Origin of the sequence: Mesorhizobium sp. AA22 (assembly GCF_001672375.2) — a bacterium.
Classification (GTDB): domain Bacteria; phylum Pseudomonadota; class Alphaproteobacteria; order Rhizobiales; family Rhizobiaceae; genus Mesorhizobium; species Mesorhizobium wenxiniae.
In genome coordinates this window covers 596,040-614,415 of record NZ_CP048406.1, presented here as the reverse complement: position 1 = coordinate 614,415, position 18,376 = coordinate 596,040, and the positions used below count along the sequence as shown (strand labels likewise).

25 protein-coding genes are annotated in these 18,376 nt (G+C 63.2%); 17 read left to right on the top strand and 8 right to left on the bottom strand.

The genetic code is table 11. From position 1 onward, the window contains the following. Nucleotides 1-10: 10 nt before the first annotated feature. From A9K68_RS31215 to A9K68_RS02905, 4 genes are all read right to left on the bottom strand, one after another. A complete protein-coding gene (locus tag A9K68_RS31215) occupies nucleotides 11-445 on the bottom strand; it encodes a hypothetical protein (RefSeq protein ID WP_203546881.1) in 435 nt (144 codons plus the stop codon). Between the two features lie 34 nt (nucleotides 446-479). Then, the gene (locus A9K68_RS02915; RefSeq protein WP_065011666.1) at nucleotides 480-1,187 is read right to left on the bottom strand and encodes a glutathione S-transferase N-terminal domain-containing protein; all 708 of its coding nucleotides are present in this window, start codon (nucleotides 1,185-1,187) and stop codon (nucleotides 480-482) included. Nucleotides 1,188-1,268: 81 nt separating this feature from the next. Next, entirely contained in the window at nucleotides 1,269-2,477 is a 1,209-nt protein-coding gene (locus tag A9K68_RS02910) for a beta-ketoacyl-[acyl-carrier-protein] synthase family protein (protein WP_065011665.1), read from the bottom strand. A gap of 4 nt (nucleotides 2,478-2,481) precedes the next feature. Then, nucleotides 2,482-2,736, bottom strand: coding sequence for an acyl carrier protein (locus tag A9K68_RS02905; protein ID WP_065011664.1), 255 nt, complete (start codon nucleotides 2,734-2,736; stop codon nucleotides 2,482-2,484). Between the two features lie 463 nt (nucleotides 2,737-3,199). On the opposite strand from A9K68_RS02905, the gene A9K68_RS02900 reads away from it, so the two are divergent. Genes A9K68_RS02900 through A9K68_RS02880 form a run of 5 tightly spaced genes read left to right on the top strand, consistent with a single transcriptional unit; the run spans nucleotide 3,200 to nucleotide 5,580 of the window. After that, a complete protein-coding gene (locus A9K68_RS02900) occupies nucleotides 3,200-4,042 on the top strand; it encodes an urease accessory protein UreD (RefSeq protein WP_065011663.1) in 843 nt (280 codons plus the stop codon). A 28-nt stretch (nucleotides 4,043-4,070) separates the two neighbouring features. Further along, entirely contained in the window at nucleotides 4,071-4,373 is a 303-nt protein-coding gene (locus A9K68_RS02895; protein ID WP_023801505.1) for an urease subunit gamma, read from the top strand. 10 nt (nucleotides 4,374-4,383) lie between these two features. After that, complete coding sequence (locus tag A9K68_RS02890) at nucleotides 4,384-4,641, top strand: DUF1272 domain-containing protein (RefSeq protein WP_065011662.1); 258 nt, start codon at nucleotides 4,384-4,386, stop codon at nucleotides 4,639-4,641. A 31-nt stretch (nucleotides 4,642-4,672) separates the two neighbouring features. Further along, on the top strand, nucleotides 4,673-5,266 hold the full coding sequence (locus A9K68_RS02885) for a HupE/UreJ family protein (RefSeq protein WP_065011661.1): 594 nt from the start codon (nucleotides 4,673-4,675) through the stop codon (nucleotides 5,264-5,266). An 8-nt stretch (nucleotides 5,267-5,274) separates the two neighbouring features. Continuing rightward, the gene (locus A9K68_RS02880) at nucleotides 5,275-5,580 is read left to right on the top strand and encodes an urease subunit beta (RefSeq protein WP_065011660.1); all 306 of its coding nucleotides are present in this window, start codon (nucleotides 5,275-5,277) and stop codon (nucleotides 5,578-5,580) included. A gap of 26 nt (nucleotides 5,581-5,606) precedes the next feature. On the opposite strand, the gene A9K68_RS02875 is transcribed toward A9K68_RS02880, so the two are convergent. Together A9K68_RS02875 and A9K68_RS02870 are read right to left on the bottom strand one after the other, a co-directional pair. Continuing rightward, complete coding sequence (locus A9K68_RS02875; protein WP_065011659.1) at nucleotides 5,607-6,101, bottom strand: hypothetical protein; 495 nt, start codon at nucleotides 6,099-6,101, stop codon at nucleotides 5,607-5,609. Between the two features lie 126 nt (nucleotides 6,102-6,227). Beyond that, nucleotides 6,228-6,611 carry a hypothetical protein gene (locus A9K68_RS02870; RefSeq protein ID WP_065011658.1) on the bottom strand — a complete coding sequence of 128 codons (384 nt, stop codon included), beginning with the start codon at nucleotides 6,609-6,611 and terminating at the stop codon, nucleotides 6,228-6,230. Nucleotides 6,612-6,784: 173 nt separating this feature from the next. On the opposite strand from A9K68_RS02870, the gene ureC reads away from it, so the two are divergent. The 7 genes from ureC (at nucleotide 6,785) to A9K68_RS02835 (ending at nucleotide 11,928) form a co-directional block, all read left to right on the top strand. Then, nucleotides 6,785-8,500, top strand: coding sequence for an urease subunit alpha (gene ureC, locus A9K68_RS02865; protein ID WP_163603102.1), 1,716 nt, complete (start codon nucleotides 6,785-6,787; stop codon nucleotides 8,498-8,500). Between the two features lie 46 nt (nucleotides 8,501-8,546). After that, complete coding sequence (locus tag A9K68_RS02860) at nucleotides 8,547-8,711, top strand: hypothetical protein (protein WP_156768536.1); 165 nt, start codon at nucleotides 8,547-8,549, stop codon at nucleotides 8,709-8,711. Between the two features lie 70 nt (nucleotides 8,712-8,781). After that, nucleotides 8,782-9,336, top strand: a complete 555-nt coding sequence (locus A9K68_RS02855) for an urease accessory protein UreE (protein ID WP_065011657.1) — start codon at nucleotides 8,782-8,784, stop codon at nucleotides 9,334-9,336. After that, complete coding sequence (locus A9K68_RS02850; protein ID WP_065011656.1) at nucleotides 9,329-10,000, top strand: urease accessory protein UreF; 672 nt, start codon at nucleotides 9,329-9,331, stop codon at nucleotides 9,998-10,000. Before A9K68_RS02855 ends, A9K68_RS02850 begins: the two co-directional genes overlap by 8 nt. Further along, nucleotides 9,997-10,437, top strand: a complete 441-nt coding sequence (locus tag A9K68_RS02845) for a DUF3995 domain-containing protein (protein ID WP_065011655.1) — start codon at nucleotides 9,997-9,999, stop codon at nucleotides 10,435-10,437. Before A9K68_RS02850 ends, A9K68_RS02845 begins: the two co-directional genes overlap by 4 nt. Next, entirely contained in the window at nucleotides 10,434-11,075 is a 642-nt protein-coding gene (gene ureG, locus A9K68_RS02840) for an urease accessory protein UreG (protein ID WP_065011654.1), read from the top strand. The genes A9K68_RS02845 and ureG overlap by 4 nt, the downstream gene beginning before the upstream one ends. An 85-nt stretch (nucleotides 11,076-11,160) precedes the next feature. Next, the gene (locus A9K68_RS02835) at nucleotides 11,161-11,928 is read left to right on the top strand and encodes a class II aldolase and adducin N-terminal domain-containing protein (RefSeq protein WP_065011706.1); all 768 of its coding nucleotides are present in this window, start codon (nucleotides 11,161-11,163) and stop codon (nucleotides 11,926-11,928) included. Between the two features lie 3 nt (nucleotides 11,929-11,931). Here the strand turns inward: A9K68_RS02835 and A9K68_RS02830 are convergent, their stop codons facing one another. After that, complete coding sequence (locus A9K68_RS02830; RefSeq protein ID WP_065011653.1) at nucleotides 11,932-12,564, bottom strand: HAD family phosphatase; 633 nt, start codon at nucleotides 12,562-12,564, stop codon at nucleotides 11,932-11,934. A gap of 243 nt (nucleotides 12,565-12,807) precedes the next feature. On the opposite strand from A9K68_RS02830, the gene A9K68_RS02825 reads away from it, so the two are divergent. Next, nucleotides 12,808-13,764 carry a sugar-binding transcriptional regulator gene (locus tag A9K68_RS02825; protein ID WP_065011652.1) on the top strand — a complete coding sequence of 319 codons (957 nt, stop codon included), beginning with the start codon at nucleotides 12,808-12,810 and terminating at the stop codon, nucleotides 13,762-13,764. A 21-nt stretch (nucleotides 13,765-13,785) separates the two neighbouring features. On the opposite strand, the gene A9K68_RS02820 is transcribed toward A9K68_RS02825, so the two are convergent. Further along, the gene (locus tag A9K68_RS02820) at nucleotides 13,786-13,971 is read right to left on the bottom strand and encodes a hypothetical protein (RefSeq protein ID WP_065011651.1); all 186 of its coding nucleotides are present in this window, start codon (nucleotides 13,969-13,971) and stop codon (nucleotides 13,786-13,788) included. 110 nt (nucleotides 13,972-14,081) lie between these two features. Here A9K68_RS02820 and gcvA point away from each other — a divergent pair, with 110 nt between their 5' ends. The 4 genes from gcvA (at nucleotide 14,082) to A9K68_RS02800 (ending at nucleotide 18,352) form a co-directional block, all read left to right on the top strand. After that, complete coding sequence (gcvA, locus tag A9K68_RS02815) at nucleotides 14,082-14,990, top strand: transcriptional regulator GcvA (protein ID WP_065011650.1); 909 nt, start codon at nucleotides 14,082-14,084, stop codon at nucleotides 14,988-14,990. Nucleotides 14,991-15,213: 223 nt separating this feature from the next. After that, on the top strand, nucleotides 15,214-16,524 hold the full coding sequence (locus A9K68_RS02810) for a sugar ABC transporter substrate-binding protein (protein WP_065011705.1): 1,311 nt from the start codon (nucleotides 15,214-15,216) through the stop codon (nucleotides 16,522-16,524). Between the two features lie 119 nt (nucleotides 16,525-16,643). After that, nucleotides 16,644-17,516: a sugar ABC transporter permease gene (locus A9K68_RS02805; protein ID WP_065011649.1), complete on the top strand. Its 873-nt coding sequence runs from the start codon at nucleotides 16,644-16,646 to the stop codon at nucleotides 17,514-17,516. A gap of 11 nt (nucleotides 17,517-17,527) precedes the next feature. Further along, nucleotides 17,528-18,352 (top strand): carbohydrate ABC transporter permease, encoded by an 825-nt coding sequence (locus A9K68_RS02800; RefSeq protein ID WP_065011648.1) that lies wholly within the window; start codon nucleotides 17,528-17,530, stop codon nucleotides 18,350-18,352. Nucleotides 18,353-18,376: the final 24 nt, after the last annotated feature.

Below are 18,376 nucleotides of genomic sequence, written 5' to 3'. Positions count from 1 at the left end.
GCCCGTTATGTCAGATACGGCAATGATGCTGACATGAGGAAAACTGTCCGATGGCAACTCCGATGGCAACCAAGGCAAGAAAGCCTGCGCCCGGCAAGGGCAGGGCAACCCGATCAAAGGCAACTGAATCAAAGGCCACCGAATCGAAGACGGGCGCTGGCCCGGCCGCCGCCGCCCGCTCGAAAGATGCGGCAAAGCCCAGTTTTGGCAAGGCAGCACCGAAGAAAGTGACACCGGCCGCAGCCAACGCCACGGCAAAACCCGCCAAGCCCAGGAAATCGGCAACCGGCGGCTCGATGGCAGACAGCGCAATGCGCACGGTTAAAACGACGGCCAATGTCGCGGCCGGTGCGGTTGTCGCCACCGCCAAGACCGCTGCGTCCCTTGCCGCTTCCGTCATGGGCAAGGGCGGCTCAAAATCCAAAGCCAAGACAAAGTAGGCCACGACAGCCGCTTGTTGCAGCTCGACCGATTAGCTGTCAGTTAGCCCGGGCGGGGATGTTGAGACCCCGTTGCACCGCCGGCCGGGCAAGGCCGCGTTCCAGCCATGCCGCGACATTGCGAAAGTCGTCGAAGCCGACAAGCTCCCTTGCCTCGTAAAAACCGATCAGATTGCGCACCCAGCCCAGCATTGAGATATCGGCGATGGTGTAGTCGTCGTCCATGATCCAGCTGCGGCCCTTCAGCCTCGTCTCGAGCACACCGATCAGCCGCCGCGATTCGTCGCGATAGCGCGCCAGCGGCCGCTTGTCGGCGATTTCGCGTCCGGCGAATTTGTGGAAGAAGCCGACCTGCCCGAAGATCGGCCCGATCGAGGCCATCTGGAAGAACACCCACTGGATCGTTTCGTAACGCCGCACCGGGTCGGCCGGGACCAGCTTTCCGGTCTTGTCCGAGAGATAGAGCAGGATGGCGCCGGATTCGAACAGCCCGATCGGCCTGCCGCCCGGGCCGTCCGGATCGATCATCGCCGGGATCTTGCCGTTGGGGTTAAGCGACAGGAATTCCGGCGTCCAGCTTTCTTTCTTGCCGATGTTCACCGCATGCGCCTCGTATGGCAGGCCGAGTTCCTCCAGCGCGATCGACACCTTCACCCCGTTCGGCGTCGGAAACGAATAGAGCTGGATGCGGTCGGGATGGCTGGCCGGCCAGCGCGTGGCGATCGGAAAGGCGGACAGGTCGGTCATCGAAACTCCTGGGCGGGGATTTTTCGCGCGTGCGCGGCGCGTGGCAAGACGCGTCTCGCCGTATCTGGGAACCGGTTGCGGTCAGACCGCCTTGAACGCCAGCACCGCATTGGTGCCGCCGAAGGCGAAGCCGTTGCTGATCGCCGCGCGCACCTTGCGCTCGCGCGCCACATTCGGCGTGATGTCGAGATCGCAATCGGCGTCGGTTTCGCGAAAATTGGCCGTCGGCGGCACGATGCCTTCGCGGATCGCCATCACGCAGGCGATCAGCTCCAGCGCGCCCGACGCGCCGAGGCAGTGGGCGTGCATCGATTTGGTCGAGGAGATCGAAAGCCTGGAGGCATGATCGCCGAAGACGCGCTTGATCGCCGCCGTCTCGATCTGGTCGTTGGCCTTGGTGCCGGTGCCATGCGCATTGACATAGTCGATGTCTTCCGGGTTGAGCCTGGCATCGACGAGGCAGAAGCGCATCGCCGCCTCCGGCCCTTCGATGGTCGGCGCGACGATGTCGGAGGCATCGCCGGAAAGGCCGGCGCCGGCAATTTCGGCCAGAATCGTGGCGCCGCGCGCCATGGCATGCTCGTAGGTTTCCAGCACAACCATGCCGGCGCCTTCGCCGAGCACCAGGCCCTGGCGATCGGCCGAAAACGGCCGGCAGGTGTCGGGCGCCAGCACCCGCAGCGCCTCCCAGCCTTTCAGGATGCCCCAGACCAGTGGCGCATCGGTGCCGCCGGCGAGCATGATATCGGCGCGGCCGAGCCTGATCTGGTCGACAGCCGAGGCAATGGCGTGGTTGGACGAGGAGCAGGCCGAGGTGATGCCGAAGACCGGTCCGCGCAGGCCGAGATTCATGCTGACATGGCCGGCCGCGGCACCCGGCATCACTTTCGGCACGGTGAAGATGCCGGCGCGGTTCTTGCCTTCGAGCAGGATGGCGCGATAGCTCTCTTCAATCGCCTCCCAGCCGCAAACGCCGACGCCGACGATGGCGCCCATCCGGTAGGTGTTGGCTGCGTGCGAGGTCAAGCCAGCCTGTTGCGCGGCTTCCCGCGCGGCGATCGTCGCCAGCAGGCTGAAGCGATCCATCGACACGACCTGCTTGCGGTCGATACCGTGATCGGGAAGCGTCTTGATTTCGCAGCCGACCCTGACTTTCAGGTCATGCAGCTCCGAATTGACGATCGGGCCGATGGCCGAGCGGCCGTCGCGCATCTCGCCCCAGATTGCGGGCGCATTGGTCCCGAGCCCGCATATGCCGCCGATGCCGGTAATGACGACGCGCTTGTGCATTCAGTCAGGCTTTATTCGCGATCAGCGCGCGAACCGCCTCGACCATGTCGCCGACGTTCTTCAGGTTGCTCCAGGCATCGACCGTGTTCATCTCGATCTCGATGCCATACTGTTCCTCGAGATCGAAGATGATCTCCGTCAGTTCCAGCGAATGGATGCCAAGTGAGGTCAGTTCGGTGCTGGTGGTGATTTCTTCGCCACCCGGCTCGGCATGAGCTTTGATCTTCGCGATGATGTCCGTTGCCAGCTGGTCAGCCATTCGGTTCCTTCCCCAACCTCGTCGTTTCTCGACGCCGACTGATCAGCGCCTCTTTTTCCCCAGGTTCAGATCGTCACCGTCGCCTTTTATCCCGCCAGGCGCTGTGTGACCGTACCAAGACGGCTCCTCTATAGAAACCGAAACGTTGTCAAGCAACAAGCTATATGTCGACAAAGCCGGCGGTGTGGTCTGGATTTGAGGTTCCTACGACTTTGATGGCACCAGCGGTTAGGAACCTCAAATCCAAACCACACCAGAATCCAATAAGTTGCCAGCGCATGACCCCGGAAACCGGAATCGGTTTTCCGGAAAGGATCATGCGCCAACTGGAAAGTGCTGGAGCGTCCGTTGCGCGTCCAAGGGGACGCGCGGCGCTCCAGTATGGCTTTGAATCCGAAATTCGTTCATTACGCTGCTCCAAAGTGATGCGAATTTCGGATTCAGTGTGGTTATCGTTGGCGCCATGGATATGATCGAACGTGGCCTGACCTTTGTCCCGCCGGCCCAGCGCGTCGCCGGAACTGCGCGCCTTGTGTGTGACAGGAATGGCGGCCGCACGCGTCTTCGGCGGCTTTATCAGGATGGTTCCGCCAAGATCCGTATGCCGGCCGTCTCGGCCGATCCGCTCGAAGCCGTCCTGATCAACACCGCCGGCGGGCTGACCGGCGGCGACCGCCTCGGCTGGGAGGTCGATGTCGGCGCCGGCGCCTCTGCCACCATAACCACCCAAGCCTGCGAGAAGGTTTACCGCGCCGCATCCGATCGCGCCGAGGTGCAGGTGAAGCTGACGGTCGGCGCTGGCGGCCGCATCGCCTGGCTGCCGCAGGAAACCATCGTCTTCGATCGATCGGCCTTTGCCCGCAGGCTCGACCTGGAGCTTGCCGCCGGTGCCGAGGCGCTGGTGCTCGAGGCGACCGTCTTTGGCCGCCTCGCCATGGGCGAACGCGCGGCGCACGGCAATTTCCATGACCGCTGGCGGGTCAGCCAGGACGGAGCGCTTGTTCATGCCGAGGATTTCCGCATCGGGCCCGGCATTGCCGCCATTCTGGGCCGTTCCGCCGTGGCCGGCGGCGCCATCGCCATGGCGACGGTGCTGATGATCTCACCGCGGGTGGAGACTTTTCTGGATCCGGCCCGGGACATCATCGCCGGACAGGGCGATGCCAGCGTCTGGAGCGTGAAGAAATCTGGCAAGCTTCTTGCGAGACTGTTTGCCGAGGACGGCTACCAGCTCCGCAAGCGGCTGGTGCCGCTCGTCGAATTGCTCAACGGACGGGCGGGTCTGCCCAAATTATGGTCACTCTGATTCTGATTATGTCACTCCTGGGATACGCATGAACCTGACGCCAAGGGAAAAGGACAAGCTGCTGATCGCCATGGCGGCGATTGTGGCGCGCAAGCGGCTCGAACGCGGCGTCAAGCTCAATCACCCCGAGGCGATCGCGCTGATCACCGACTTCGTCGTTGAGGGCGCCCGCGACGGCCGCCAGGTCGCCGAGCTGATGGAGGCCGGCGCCCATGTCGTCACCCGCGCGCAGGTGATGGAGGGCATCGCCGAGATGATCCACGACGTCCAGGTCGAGGCGACGTTTCCCGACGGCACCAAGCTGGTGACCGTGCATGAACCGATAAGGTGAGGAGAGGAAAATGCTTGAACTGCGCCCCAACTGCGAATGCTGCGACAAGGACCTGCCGCCTGAGGCGACGGATGCGCTGATCTGCACCTTCGAGTGTACCTTTTGCGCCGATTGCGCGGCAAACGTGCTGGGCGGCGTCTGCCCGAATTGCGGCGGCAATTTTTCAGTGCGCCCGATCCGCCCGGCAGCGATGCTGAAGAAACATCCCGCCTCGACAAAGCGCGGCCTCAAGGCCGAAGGCTGCGGCCCGGCCCGCAAGGCCGCGTGACGGCAAAATCCTGACAACGGAAGGCATATCGATGGTCCCCGCAACGATCAAATGCACGTCGCTCTCGGCGATCCTGCTTCTCGCCGCCGCAATGCCCGCCTATGCCCATGTCGGCATCGGCACGACCGCGTCCTTGTCAGCCGGCCTCATGCATCCGCTCTCCGGGCTCGACCACATCGCGGTTATGATCGCGGTCGGGTTGTTGGCGGCGCTCAAGGGCGGCAAGGCGGTTGTCGCCTGGCCGCTCGCCTTTGTCGGCGTCATGCTGGCGGGCGGTACGCTCGGCATGCTGCAGGTGCCGGTGCCGTTCGTCGAGCCGGGCATACTGGCGTCCGTCGTGGCGCTGGGACTGCTGGTCGCCCTCGCGATCGATCTTCCGGTCTCGGCCGGCGTCGCCATCATCGGCCTGTTCGCGCTGTTCCACGGTCACGCCCATGGCACCGAGGTGCCTGAAAACGCCGGCGGGCTCGGCTATATGGCCGGCTTTGCCGTCGCCACCGCGCTGCTCCATGCCGCCGGCCTCGCTGCCGGTCTTGGCCTCGGCATCAGATTCCCGGGCCTTGCCCGCGCCGCTGGCGGCGCCTGTGCTGCCGTCGGTGCCGGCCTCGCCTTCGGCGTCTTGTGAGGCTGGCGATGATCCCGGGCGAAATCATCACGGCAGGCGGCGAGATCGAACTGAACAAGGGCCAGCCGACCGTCACCATGAAAGTGGCCAACAGCGGCGACCGGCCGATCCAGGTCGGCAGCCACTACCACTTCTTCGAGACCAATGAGGGGCTGAAATTCGATCGCGACAAGGCGCGGGGCATGCGCCTCGACATCGCCGCCGGCACGGCGATGCGCTTCGAGCCCGGCCAGGAGCGCGACGTCACCTTGGTGCCGCTCGGCGGCAAGCGCGAGGTCTACGGGTTTCAGCAGAAGATCATGGGCGCGTTGTGAGATCCAGCGCGTCGAGCAGTTTCGGCTCAGCTGGGCGGCTTGGCCGCCGCGTAGATGACGACCTTTCCAGGATCATCGAATTCCACGGCGAGAACGTCTTCGGTCTGCACGCGTCGCGAGTCGATGGCGTTGAACAGCAATGCGTTCGCCTCGATCTCCTCGCGCAGTTCCGCAATGTCGTCCTGATGCTGCTCGACCTTGGTTTCTATCGCCGGCGGCAGACCGCCTTCCGTGCGCGCTGCGTCGGTGAGGAACACGATATCGACTTTGTCGAGCTTGGATGTTTTGCGCACCGTACCGATGTTTTCACGCGTCCGGTCGATCGCCGTGGCGACTTTGCCGGCCTCCACAGCCGTGTTGGTCTCTTCCTGGCCAACCTCCGAGCCGATGATCTTGTTGACGGTGTCCGGGCCTTCCAGACCCTGTGCATTCAGCGCGGCCTGGGGAACGCTCGCCGCGAGAAACACAGTTGCGGCAACCATATGCAGCCATCTGGTGTCGGGGGAGGTAGTGATCGCCATCGCTCGCTCTCAGAGCCTCTTTCGAGACTCGTTTCTACGCCAAAAAGTCGAAACGTATTCTGCCCTGCGAAGGTTCCCTCCCCGATGCGGCAGGCCGGCCTTGTGCCGGCCCGCCACAGCGTATCGTCAGCTCGCTTTCTTGGTGATCAAGGTCAGCGCGCCATTGGTGTCCATGCTGGCGGCGATCACTTGCGCCGAGGTGAGTCCTTTGGCTTCGAGCGCGGATTTGACCTGGGGGGTCGCGTCGATCGAGCTGCGCAATTTCTGCAGGCCGTCCTCGCCGCGCTTGGCGATCACTTCGTTCACCTTCGTCTGCGTTTCCTCCGGCAGTTCCTCGATGTCGACGACGTTCACGGTCTGAATCGCCGGCGCTTCGGGCTGGGCGCCGGGCGCCGCGGGAGCGGGCGAAGCCGGCGGCTCGCCGGGTTGCGGCGCCGGCTGTTGCTGGGCGCTGGCAGCGGTCGCGAGCAGGAGGGTGGCGGCGGCGGCGAGACTTATCGTTTTGCGCATGGATCTTCCTTTCCATCGATTGGCGAACGGTCGTTTTGGGGTGACCCGGCCACCTCAAACGTTAAATGGGATCGGAAGGTGTCGCTCAGCGGGTCATTGCGTGACCATAGGATGGCGACAATGTGCGGCCGGGCTTCGACCGGCTGTATTGGGACGTATTTCGGGAGCAATCGCTGATGGCTAGAATCACCCGCGCCGCCTATGCGCAGATGTACGGCCCGACCGTCGGCGACAAGGTGCGGCTCGCCGATACCGAACTGTTCATCGAGGTCGAAAAGGATTTCACCCTTCATGGCGAAGAGGTGAAATTCGGCGGCGGCAAGGTCATCCGCGACGGCATGGGCCAGAGCCAGGTGTCCCGCGCCCAAGGCGCGGTCGACACTGTCATCACCAATGCGCTGGTCGTCGATGCGTCAGACGGCATCTTCAAGGCCGATATCGGCCTTAGGGATGGACGCATCGCCGCGGTCGGCAAGGCCGGCAATCCGGACATGCAAAATGGTGTCACCATCATCATCGGTCCCGGCACCGAGATCATCGCCGGCGAAGGCAAGATCCTCACCGCCGGCGGCTTCGACGCGCATATCCATTTCATCTGCCCGCAGCAGATCGAAGAGGCGCTGATGTCAGGCATCACCACCATGCTCGGCGGCGGCACCGGACCGGCGCATGGCACGCTGGCGACGACGTGCACGCCTGGGCCGTGGCATCTGGCGCGCATGATTCAGTCCTTCGACGCCTTCCCAATGAACATCGGCCTGTCGGGCAAGGGCAACGCGTCCTTGCCGGCCGCGCTTGAAGAGATGGTGCTGGGCGGTGCCTGCTCGCTGAAGTTGCACGAGGACTGGGGCACGACACCAGCGGCAATCGACTGCTGCCTGTCGGTCGCTGACGACTACGACGTCCAGGTGATGATCCACACCGACACGCTGAACGAGTCCGGCTTTGTCGAAAACACAGTGGCGGCGATCAACGGCCGCACCATCCACGCCTTCCACACCGAAGGCGCCGGCGGCGGCCATGCGCCTGACATCATCAAGGTTTGCGGGCTGCCCAACGTGATCCCGTCCTCGACCAATCCGACCCGGCCCTACACCGTCAACACGCTGGCCGAGCATCTCGACATGCTGATGGTCTGCCATCATCTGTCGCCGTCGATCCCCGAAGACATCGCCTTTGCCGAAAGCCGCATCCGCAAGGAGACCATCGCCGCCGAAGACATTTTGCACGACATCGGTGCCTTCTCGATCATCTCGTCCGACAGCCAGGCCATGGGCCGCGTCGGCGAAGTGGCGATCCGCACCTGGCAGACCGCCGACAAGATGAAGCGCCAGCGCGGTTCGCTGCCGCAGGAGACCGGCGACAACGACAATTTCCGCGTCCGCCGCTACATCGCCAAATACACGATCAACCCGGCCATCGCGCACGGCCTGTCGAACGAGATCGGCTCGGTGGCGGTCGGCAAGCGCGCCGACCTGGTGCTGTGGAACCCTGCCTTTTTCGGCGTCAAGCCGGATATGGTGCTGATCGGCGGCATGATCGCCGCCGCCCCGATGGGCGATCCCAACGCCTCGATCCCGACACCGCAGCCGATGCACTACCGGCCGATGTTCGGCGCCTATGGCAAGGCGATAACCAATTCGTCGGTGACCTTCGTTTCCAGGGCGGCGCTCGATGCCGGCCTGCGCGGCCGGCTCGGCGTCGACAAGCAGATGGTCGCCGTCGAGAACACCCGCGGCGGCATCGGCAAGCATTCGATGGTGCTCAACGACGCCACCCCGCATGTCGAGGTCGACCCCGAAACCTACGAGGTGCGCGCCGACGGCGAATTGCTCACCTGCGAACCGGCCACCGTGCTGCCGATGGCGCAGAGGTACTTTTTGTTCTGATCCATCGGCGCTATAGCTGACGCAGAACGTGCCGCGCCGGGCGCTAATGAACCAGCAACTCTCTTACGCCCACGACATCTTCCCGCACATCCGCATCGTCATGGGCATGGTGATCGGCCTCGGCGTCACGCGTCATCCTGCGGCTCTTCGACACGATCGTTTGACCACAGCGGGTCCTTTCGGACGCGCAAAGGACGCTGTAAAAACTTGAATTCGGGGCATGCGCCGGCATTGGGCCGATGTTCGGGATGGTCTAGGCTTTTTGGAAAGGCAGTTTTTACATGAAGCTCGACATCCGCACAGATTTCACCAAATTCCCGCGTGCCGTCTCGGTGCTCGCCGCCGGCCAAGCGGGACCGGTCACCCCATATGATCGTGCCGTGCTGGCCCATGACGAGCGGCATCTGCGCCGCCGCGCCATCGAAACGGCTCGTAGCGACAAGGTGCTGGTCGACCTGCCCGAGCCGGTTGCCTTGAACGATGGCGACCGGCTGGTGCTGGAGGATGGCCGCCAAATCGAGATCATTGCGGCCGAGGAACCGCTCTACGATATCCGTGCCTTAAGCCCGGTTCATCTCACCGAACTCGCTTGGCATATCGGCAACCGCCATCTTGCCGCCGCCATAGAGGCGGAACGAATCCTGATCCTGCGCGATCACGTCATCAAGGCGATGCTGGAAGGGCTGGGTGCGACGGTAAGCGACGTTTCCGAGCCGTTCAAGCCGGTGCGCGGCGCCTATTCCGGGCATGGCGGCCACGGCCATGCTCATGCCGAGGCGCATGCGCACAGCCATGCTGAGGCGCATTCCCACAGCCACTCGCACGACCATGACTGACCAGCCTTCCAACCTCGCTTTGTTGCGGCTGATGGCCTGGCTGTCGCCTGCATTCCCGGTCGGCAGTTTTTCCTACAGCCATGGTCTCGAGCAAGCCGTGCATGCCGGGCTGGTTGCCAATAGCAAAGACTTTGCCGCATGGCTGGAGACGCTGGTAGAGATGGGCTCGGGCTGGAACGATGCCGTGCTGTTTGCCGAAAGCTGGCGGCGCGCCCGCGAGGGCGGCGATCTCGCCGAAATCGCGGCCCTCGCCGAGGCCCTGGCCGGCTCGCGCGAGCGCCATGCCGAGACCATGCTGCAGGGCGCCGCCTTCCTGGAGGCGGCTTCGGCCTGGCCGTGTCAGGTGCCGGACCGTCTGCCGGCCGAGTGCGCCTATTGCGTCGCCGTCGGCGCCGTTTCTGGCGGCAACGCCATTGCCCTGCAGGACGCGCTAGCCGCCTTCGTGCAGACCTTCTTCTCCAACCTCGTCCAGGCCGCGATCCGGCTCGGCGTCGTCGGCCAGACCGGCGCCACCGCGCTGCTCGCCGGCTTCGAACCGCTGGCGCTTGGCGTCGCCGCCCGTGCTGCCGGCTCGACGCTGGATGATCTCGGCGGCTGCGCGTTCGTCTCGGACGTCATGGCGATGAAGCACGAGACGCAATATTCGCGGCTGTTCCGCTCATGATCGTTCTCGCTTTCGCCCTCTCGCTGGTCCTGCTGCTGATCACCGCACTGCATGTCTATTGGGGTATTGGCGGGATCTGGCCGGGCAGGGACGCTGCCTCCTGCGCCCGAGCGGTGGTCGGCTTCCGTGGCGTCGACGAAATGCCAGCGCCCTTCGCCAGCTTTGCCGTTGCTGCCTGTCTCGGCCTGGCGACACTGTGGCCGATGGCGCTCGAAGGCGTGTTTGCCACGCCCTTTCCTAAGGCTGGGCTCGCCGCGACAGCGCTGCTCATCGCGCTGGTCTTCCTGGCGCGCGGCATTGCCGGCTTTACACCGTGGTGGCGCAGGCTGGCGCCCGAACACCCCTTCGCCCGGCTCGATGTCAGCTATTATTCGCCGCTGTGCCTTTTGATCGGGCTCGGCTTCGCCGTCCTTGCCATCACGGAGTTCGCTAGATGACACAAGCCAATGGTCCCCTTCGCATCGGCATCGGCGGTCCCGTCGGCTCCGGCAAGACGACGCTCACCGAAAAGCTCTGCAAGGCGCTGCGCGACGAGTTCTCCATCGCCGTGGTCACCAACGATATCTATACCAAGGAAGATGCCATGATACTGGCCCGGCTTCAGGCGCTGCCCGAGGATCGCATCATGGGCGTCGAAACCGGCGGCTGCCCGCACACCGCCATCCGCGAGGACGCCTCGATCAATCTGCAGGCGATCGCCGAGATGACCAAAAAATTCCCGGATCTCGATATCGTCTTCATCGAATCGGGCGGCGACAATCTTGCCGCCACGTTTTCCCCCGACCTCGCTGATTTGACGCTCTACGTCATCTCCGTCTGCCAAGGCGAGGAAATCCCGCGCAAGGGCGGGCCGGCGATCACCCGGTCCGATTTCCTGGTCATCAACAAGAGCGATCTCGCCCCTTATGTGAACGTCAACCTCGATGTCATGGAGAGCGATGCCGCCCGCATGCGCGGCAAGCGGCCGTTCGGCTTCACCGATCTGTCGCGCGGCAAGGGGCTGCAGGAAGTGATCGATTTCATAATCGAGCATGGCGGGCTGCGCGCCGGTGCCGCCAGAAGCACTGCGGCGTGAGGCAAAGCACTCGTCTGCACCAAACGAAACCGGTTGCGCGCATCCGCCGCGCGCGGCATCCTTGTTTCTTTCACGGAGGTTTTCGATGAGCATCGCCCGCTTGCAGAAGGAAATGCTGACCAACCTGCCCTTCTACGAGGAGCGCGTCGATCTGGCTTGCGCCTTCCGCTGGACGGCGCGGCTCAACATGCATGAAGCCGTGGCCAATCATTTCTCGCTGGCCGTCAACGATGACGGCTCGCAATTCCTGATGAATCCCAACCAGGTGCATTTCTCACGCATCAAGGCGAGCGACCTGCTGCTGATCGACGCCAACGATCCCGATACGCTCTCCGGCCCGAATGCACCCGACCCGACGGCATGGGGCCTGCATGGCGCCATCCATCGTAATGTGCGTCATGCGCGCTGCGTCATGCATGTGCACTCGATCCACGCCACGGTGCTCGCTTCGCTCGCCGACTCGACGTTGCCGCCGATCGACCAGAACTCGGCGATCTTCTTCAACCGTCACGTCGTCGATGGCCATTATGGCGGGCTCGCCTTTGAGGAAGAGGGCGAACGCTGCTCACAGCTGCTCATTGATCCGAAGGTCAAGGTAATGGTCATGGGCAACCATGGCGTGCTGGTCATCGGCGATAGCGTCGCCGACACCTTCAACCGCATGTTCTATTTCGAACGCGCCGCCGAGACCTACATCAAGGCGCTGTGGACCGGCCGACCGCTGCGGGTCCTGTCGGACGAAATCGCGGAGAAGGCAGCAACGGAGCAGGAAGATTATCCCGGCCAGGCCGAGCGGCACCTTTCCGAATTGAAGGCGATCCTCGACGAGCAGGAGCCGGTTTACCGGAACTGATGCCTAAAGGCCCAGCTCAGCCCGCAACTCGTCGGCGCTGTTGATGACGATCGCGCCCGGCGGCCCTTCCATAGGCACTTCCGGCCAGAAGATCGTCCTCATCCCCGCCGCCAATCCCGCCGTGACGCCGGTCACGCTGTCGTCGACGGCCACGGCATCGGCCGGATCGACATCGGCCAGCCATGCGGCGCGCAGGAACGGCTCGGCATGCGGCTTGCCTTCGCGCACGTCGTTGCGGCTGACCGTCTTCATGCCGGGATAGAAAAGACCGACCATGCGCAGATTGGCGTCGACGACCAGCCGGTCGGAATTGGACACCACCGCTTGCGCCACGCCAAGCGCGCGCAGCTCGTTGAAGATCTCGATCGCGCCGGGGCGCGGCTTCAGCGTCTCGGCCATCGGCAAATAGTAGTCGTATTTGCGCACGATCCAGTCATCGAAGGGCAGGTCGAGGCCGAACTCGTCGCGCAGCATCTCGTAGACCGGCCATGCGGCAATGCCGAGCACCCGCTCATGCAGGTCGGCCGGCGCCGCGATGCCGACGCTGTGCAGCGCCGCAATCAGCGCCGCCTCGTGCAATGGCTCGCTGTCGACCAGCGTGCCGTCCATGTCCCAGAAAACCGCTTTCGGCGTCATGCGAGGCTCCTTTGTCCGAATCCCTTAAAGGGTTTGCGTCGGGAGATAAACCGCCGCGCCGACATTGCCGGACTCATGAATTGCCGGACTTCAAAAACTGCTTGGCTACGATCCTGGAAACACCACAGGCACCTTGAGTACCTACCTAAGCAATTGCTCTGTCGGTAGGCAATTGCGCCCAAGCGCATTTCGCCGTAAAAGTAAGGCGCTCCGTCTCGATTGTCGGGGCAGGGAGGCAGCAAGTTGAATTCCCGGCAGGACAGCGGCAGCAACAGGCTGGACGACGCGGCGCGCGCCGGCTGGCTCTATTATGTCGCAGGTAACACGCAAGACCAGATCGCCTCGACGCTCGGCATCTCACGACAGACGGCGCAGCGGCTGGTGTCGCTGGCGGTGTCGGAAGGGCTTATCAAGGTCCGTGTCGACCACCCGATCGCCAATTGCCTCGACCTCGCGGCCCGGCTGAAATCGCGCTTCGCGCTCGATCTGGTCGAGGTGGTGCCGAGCGATCCCGCTTCCTCCTCCACCATCGGCGTCGCCGTGGCGGCGGCTGCCGAAATCGAAAGACGGTTGCGCTCGCCGACGCCGATCGTCATGGCGATCGGCACCGGCCGCACGCTGAAGGCGGCTATCGAGCAGCTCCCGCCGATGGAATGTCCGCAGCACAAGGTGGTGTCGCTGACTGGTAACATCTCGCCCGACGGTTCGGCCGCTTTCTACAACGTCATCTTCACCATGGCCGACAGGGTCAAGGCGCGCTCCTTCCCAATGCCGTTGCCGGTCATCGCCTCCTCGCCGGAAGAGCGCGAGATGCTGCTCAGCCAACCGATGATCCAACCGACGCTAGCACTTGCCGCGGAGGCCGACGTCACCTTCGTCGGCATCGGCGATCTCGGCCCCAAGGCGCCGCTTTACGAGGACGGCTTCATTTCGCAAAGTGAACTGAGGGCGCTGCAAAAAGCGGGCGGCGTCGCTGAGATCGTCGGCTGGGTGTTCGATCGCGACGGCCGAATGATCGAGGGCATCACCAATGACAGAGTGTCCTCGGCATCTTTGCCGTCGCGTGAAAAATCGCTGGTGATCGCGCTCGCCATGGGCGAGCGGAAACTACCGGGCATCCTTGCGGCTGTAAACCGGCGGCTGGTCAACGGTCTCATCACCGACGAGCAGACCGCCGCCGCCTTGCTGGCCACCAGCTGATTTGCGATAAGTCCAGCAAGGCTATTTGCGCCGGCCGTAAGGATCGTTGCCGTCGAGGAAACCCATGTCGCGCTGCAGATGCGGCGGCAATTCCCTGATGTCGAGATAAGCCCGTTTTCTGGCTCCGTGCCGTGCCAATCCACGCGCCAGCCGCAAAAACCAGCCTCGGCCTGGCGTCAGAAATAGCTTTTCCTGTACAATGGTCATGATCGTCAGCCTTCGTTATTTCTGGACGAGAGTAATCGTCGACCTCAAATATCGGCTGGATCGGGCCTTGCTGCCAATCAAACGTCGATCACGGCCCATAAGGAGGGCTTATGCCTGAACTCAAGTCACGGCAGATATCCCAACTGCCGCCGCTCGCCGCGATCCGGGTGTTCGAGGCGGTGGCACGGCATCTTTCCTTCACCAAGGCCGCTGGCGAACTCGGCATGACGCAGGCGGCGGCGAGCTATCAGATCAAGCTTCTGGAGGAGCGCGTCGGCGCGCCTTTGTTCCTGCGCCGGCCAAGGCAGATCGTGCTGACCGAGGCGGGGCAACGCATGGCGCCTGCGGTCAGTGAGGCGTTCGCCCTGTTGGGTGGAGCCTATGCCGCGGCGCGCAGCGGCGCCGATGGGATGCTCTGCGTCTCGACGCTGCTGACCTTTGGCTCGAACTGGCTGGCGCAGCATCTCGGCTCGTTCCAGGTCGCGCATCCGTCGCTGGCCGTGCGTCTCGATACATCGAACCGCCTCGTCGATTTCGCCCGCGAGGACATCGACATCGCCATCCGTTCGGGCGGCGGAAACTGGCCGGGCGTGGAGGTGCACAAGCTTTTCAATGCGGACTTCACGCCGATGCTGAGCCCGAAACTCGCGGCGACCATCGGCGGGGTGAAGGAGCCGGCCGACCTGTTGCGCCTGCCGATCCTCGATCCCGGCGACATCTGGTGGCGGGACTGGTTTATCGCCGCCGGCCTGCCGGTCGAGGAGCTGGCCAGGCGCCCCGGCTCCAGCATGGGGGCGCAGGCCTATGAGGCAAACGCCGCGATTGCCGGGCAGGGCGTGGCGATCGTGACGGCCGCTCTCTTCAAGGCCGAGCTTGCCGATGGCCGCCTGATCCAGCCTTTCGATCTGGTCGGCGACGACGGCCACGCCTACTGGCTGGTCTATCCCCAGGCGCGGCGCAACGTGCCGAAGATCCGAGCTTTTCGCGAATGGATCCTGGCTGAGATTGCCGGCCAGTAGGTCGGCAATTTATCCAATCAAGTGGCACCGAAATCCGAGATTTCGCGTGCGCTGAGAGGCCGTCCCACTGTCTTCAAATACCCCCGAACGCGTCTGGAACCGGATGCCGCACGAGCTTTCGTGCTGCGCTGCAGCAACGAATCCGGCTTGACATAAATCATACAAAATGAGTAATTGCTCACAACCAAGGCAAATGCTCAGCTTGGTCTATGGGAGGAATTTGATGAAACTTCGCACGCTCACCCTGGGTCTGTTGTCGGCCAGCACCCTCGCGTTCGCCGCGCATGCCGAATCCATCACCATCGCCACCGTCAACAATGGCGATATGGTCCGCATGCAGACGCTGACCGACGACTTCACCGCCAAAAATCCCGATATCCAGCTCCAGTGGGTCACGCTCGAGGAGAACGTGCTGCGTGAGCGCGTCACCACTGACATCGCCACCAAGGGCGGCCAGTACGACGTGATGACCATCGGCACCTACGAAGTTCCGATCTGGGCCAAGCAGAGCTGGCTGCTGCCGCTCGACAATCTCGGCGACGACTATGACGTCAAGGACATCATCCCGGCCATCGCCGGTGGCCTCTCGGCCGACGGCAAACTCTATGCGGCACCGTTCTACGGCGAAAGCTCCTTCGTCATGTACCGCAAGGACCTGATGGAGAAGGCGGGGCTGACCATGCCCGACGCGCCGACCTGGGACTTCATCAAGCAGGCCGCCGAGAAGATGACCGATCGTGCCAATGGCGTGAACGGCGTCTGCCTGCGCGGCAAGGCCGGCTGGGGCGAGAACATGGCCTTCCTGACCGCCATGTCGAACTCCTTCGGCGCACGCTGGTTCGATGAGAACTGGAAGCCGCAATTCGACCAGCCCGAGTGGAAGAACACGCTGCAGTTCTATGTCGACCTGATGAAGGCCAATGGCCCGGAGGGCGCATCTTCCAACGGCTTCAACGAAAACCTGGCGCTGTTCCAGCAGGGCAAATGCGGCATGTGGATAGACGCCACCGTCGCCGCCTCCTTCGTCTCAGACCCGAAGAACTCCACGGTCGCCGACAAGGTCGGTTATGCGCTGGCGCCCGACAATGGCTTGGGCAAGCGCGGCAACTGGCTGTGGGCGTGGTCGCTGGCCATTCCCGCCGGCACGCAGAAGGCTGACGCCGCTCAGAAGTTCGTATCCTGGGCAACCAGCAAAGCCTATGCCGAGCTCGTCGCATCGAAGGAAGGCTGGGCCAATGTTCCGCCCGGAACGCGCTCCTCGCTCTACGCCAACCCCGAATACCAGAAAGCAGCGCCTTTCGCCAAGATGACGCTGGACTCGATCAACGCCGCCGATCCGACGCATCCGACCGTCAAGCCGGTGCCCTATGTCGGTGTCCAGTTCGTCGCCATCCCTGAGTTCCAGGGCCTTGGCACCACCGTCGGCCAGCTGTTCTCGGCGGCACTCGCCGGCCAGACGAGCGTCGACGACGCCCTGAAGCAGGCCCAGGACGCTGCCACCGCAACAATGACCGAGGGCGGTTATATCCAGTAGGCTCCTCCCGGTGCCGAAAGCCGGTTGCCCATCATGGCCGGCAGGGGCCGCCCGAATCCCAGTTCGGGCGGCCACCTTCAAACTCTGAAAATTTGGCTGACCTTTGAAGGGTGACCGTCATGGCTACTCAGCAGACCCGTTCGCTTGCCCGCTTCATGATGGCGCCATCCGTGGTGCTGCTGTTCGTCTGGATGATCGTGCCGCTGGCATTCACCCTGTGGTTCTCCTTCCAGCAGTACAACCCGCTCAACCCGATCCGCGACGGGTTCGTCGGCTTCTCGAATTACGCGCTTTTCTATTCCAATCCGGCATTCCTGCAGTCGATCCTCAACACACTTATCCTCGTGGCCAGCGTGCTTTTGATCACGGTGATCGGCGGCATCCTGCTGGCGCTGCTGATCGATCAGCCGATGTGGGGACAGGGCATCGTCCGCATCCTCGTCATCTCGCCGTTCTTCGTCATGCCGCCGGTGGCCGCACTGGTCTGGAAGAACATGATCATGCATCCGCAATACGGCGTCTTTGCCGACATTGCGCGTTTCTTCGGCGGGCAGCCGATCGACTGGTTTGGGCAGTATCCCATGCCGGCGATCATCATCATCGTCGCCTGGCAGTGGCTGCCGTTTGCGACACTGATCCTCTTGACGTCCCTGCAGTCGCTCGACGGCGAGCAGAAGGAAGCCGCCGAGATGGACGGGGCCGGCTTCATCAGCCGCTTCATCTATTTGACGCTGCCGCATATGTCGCGCGCCATCACCGTCGTCATCCTGATCCAGACGATCTTCCTTCTGTCGGTCTATGCCGAGATCCTCGTCACCACCAATGGCGGCCCGGGCTACGCCTCCACCAACCTGCCCTTCCTCGTCTACCAGAAGGCGTTGCTGGAGTTCAAAATCGGCCAGGCATCCGCCGGCGGCATCCTCGCCGTCATTCTCGCCAACATCGTCGCCTTCTTCGCCATGCGCGCGGTCGGCAAGAACCTGGACAAATAAGGGAGGAAACGATGGCACGTGCAGTTAGCACCCAACACAAGACGATTGCGACCGCGGCCGCCTGGATCGTCGCCCTGCTGATCTTCTTCCCGATCCTCTATACGATCATCACCTCGTTCAAGTCGGAGCAGGAGGCCATCCAGGGCTTCAACCTGTTTCCTTCGGGAACCACGGAGAGCTATACCGCGGTCGAGGCGCAGAGCGGCTACTTCAAGTTCTTCCTCAACTCCGTGTTCCTGTCAGTCGGTTCGACTATCCTGGCCTTGCTCGTCGCCATACCGGCGGCATGGTCGATGGCGTTCTCGCCGGGCAAGTGGACCAAGGACATCCTGATGTGGATGCTTTCCACCAAAATGATGCCGGCCGTTGCCGTGCTGTTCCCGATCTACCTGATCTTCCGCGATAGCGGATTGCTCGACAGCCGCATCGGTCTGATGATCATGCTGATGCTGATCAACCTGCCGATCGTGGTGTGGATGCTCTACACCTACTTCCGCGAAATCCCGGGCGAGATCCTGGAAGCGGCGCGCATGGATGGCGCATCGCTCTGGAACGAGATCGTCTATGTGCTGACGCCGATGGCTGTGCCGGGCATCGCCTCGACAATGCTGCTCAACATCATCCTGGCATGGAACGAGGCGTTCTGGACGATCCGGCTGACCACCACCGAGGCCGCCCCGCTCACCGCCTTCATCAGTTCCTTCTCAAGCCCTCAAGGGTTGTTCTGGGCCAAGCTGTCGGCGGCCTCGACGCTGGCGATCGCGCCGATCCTGATCATGGGCTGGTTCAGCCAGAAGCAGCTGGTGCGCGGCCTGACATTTGGTGCCGTGAAGTAGCGACGTTGCTCGAAGCATCTGGCG

Excerpts from the sequence above, each read along its gene's own strand:
- A9K68_RS02915 (WP_065011666.1), bottom strand. The coding sequence starts at position 1,187 with ATGACCGACCTGTCCGCCTTTCCGATCGCCACGCGCTGGCCGGCCAGC.
- A9K68_RS02910 (WP_065011665.1), bottom strand. The coding sequence starts at position 2,477 with ATGCACAAGCGCGTCGTCATTACCGGCATCGGCGGCATATGCGGGCTC.
- A9K68_RS02905 (WP_065011664.1), bottom strand. The coding sequence starts at position 2,736 with ATGGCTGACCAGCTGGCAACGGACATCATCGCGAAGATCAAAGCTCAT.
- A9K68_RS02900 (WP_065011663.1), top strand. The coding sequence starts at position 3,200 with ATGGATATGATCGAACGTGGCCTGACCTTTGTCCCGCCGGCCCAGCGC.
- A9K68_RS02895 (WP_023801505.1), top strand. The coding sequence starts at position 4,071 with ATGAACCTGACGCCAAGGGAAAAGGACAAGCTGCTGATCGCCATGGCG.
- A9K68_RS02890 (WP_065011662.1), top strand. The coding sequence starts at position 4,384 with ATGCTTGAACTGCGCCCCAACTGCGAATGCTGCGACAAGGACCTGCCG.
- A9K68_RS02885 (WP_065011661.1), top strand. The coding sequence starts at position 4,673 with ATGGTCCCCGCAACGATCAAATGCACGTCGCTCTCGGCGATCCTGCTT.
- A9K68_RS02880 (WP_065011660.1), top strand. The coding sequence starts at position 5,275 with ATGATCCCGGGCGAAATCATCACGGCAGGCGGCGAGATCGAACTGAAC.
- A9K68_RS02875 (WP_065011659.1), bottom strand. The coding sequence starts at position 6,101 with ATGGCGATCACTACCTCCCCCGACACCAGATGGCTGCATATGGTTGCC.
- A9K68_RS02870 (WP_065011658.1), bottom strand. The coding sequence starts at position 6,611 with ATGCGCAAAACGATAAGTCTCGCCGCCGCCGCCACCCTCCTGCTCGCG.
- A9K68_RS02860 (WP_156768536.1), top strand. The coding sequence starts at position 8,547 with ATGAACCAGCAACTCTCTTACGCCCACGACATCTTCCCGCACATCCGC.
- A9K68_RS02855 (WP_065011657.1), top strand. The coding sequence starts at position 8,782 with ATGAAGCTCGACATCCGCACAGATTTCACCAAATTCCCGCGTGCCGTC.
- A9K68_RS02850 (WP_065011656.1), top strand. The coding sequence starts at position 9,329 with ATGACTGACCAGCCTTCCAACCTCGCTTTGTTGCGGCTGATGGCCTGG.
- A9K68_RS02845 (WP_065011655.1), top strand. The coding sequence starts at position 9,997 with ATGATCGTTCTCGCTTTCGCCCTCTCGCTGGTCCTGCTGCTGATCACC.
- ureG (WP_065011654.1), top strand. The coding sequence starts at position 10,434 with ATGACACAAGCCAATGGTCCCCTTCGCATCGGCATCGGCGGTCCCGTC.
- A9K68_RS02835 (WP_065011706.1), top strand. The coding sequence starts at position 11,161 with ATGAGCATCGCCCGCTTGCAGAAGGAAATGCTGACCAACCTGCCCTTC.
- A9K68_RS02830 (WP_065011653.1), bottom strand. The coding sequence starts at position 12,564 with ATGACGCCGAAAGCGGTTTTCTGGGACATGGACGGCACGCTGGTCGAC.
- A9K68_RS02820 (WP_065011651.1), bottom strand. The coding sequence starts at position 13,971 with ATGACCATTGTACAGGAAAAGCTATTTCTGACGCCAGGCCGAGGCTGG.
- gcvA (WP_065011650.1), top strand. The coding sequence starts at position 14,082 with ATGCCTGAACTCAAGTCACGGCAGATATCCCAACTGCCGCCGCTCGCC.
- A9K68_RS02810 (WP_065011705.1), top strand. The coding sequence starts at position 15,214 with ATGAAACTTCGCACGCTCACCCTGGGTCTGTTGTCGGCCAGCACCCTC.
- A9K68_RS02805 (WP_065011649.1), top strand. The coding sequence starts at position 16,644 with ATGGCTACTCAGCAGACCCGTTCGCTTGCCCGCTTCATGATGGCGCCA.
- A9K68_RS02800 (WP_065011648.1), top strand. The coding sequence starts at position 17,528 with ATGGCACGTGCAGTTAGCACCCAACACAAGACGATTGCGACCGCGGCC.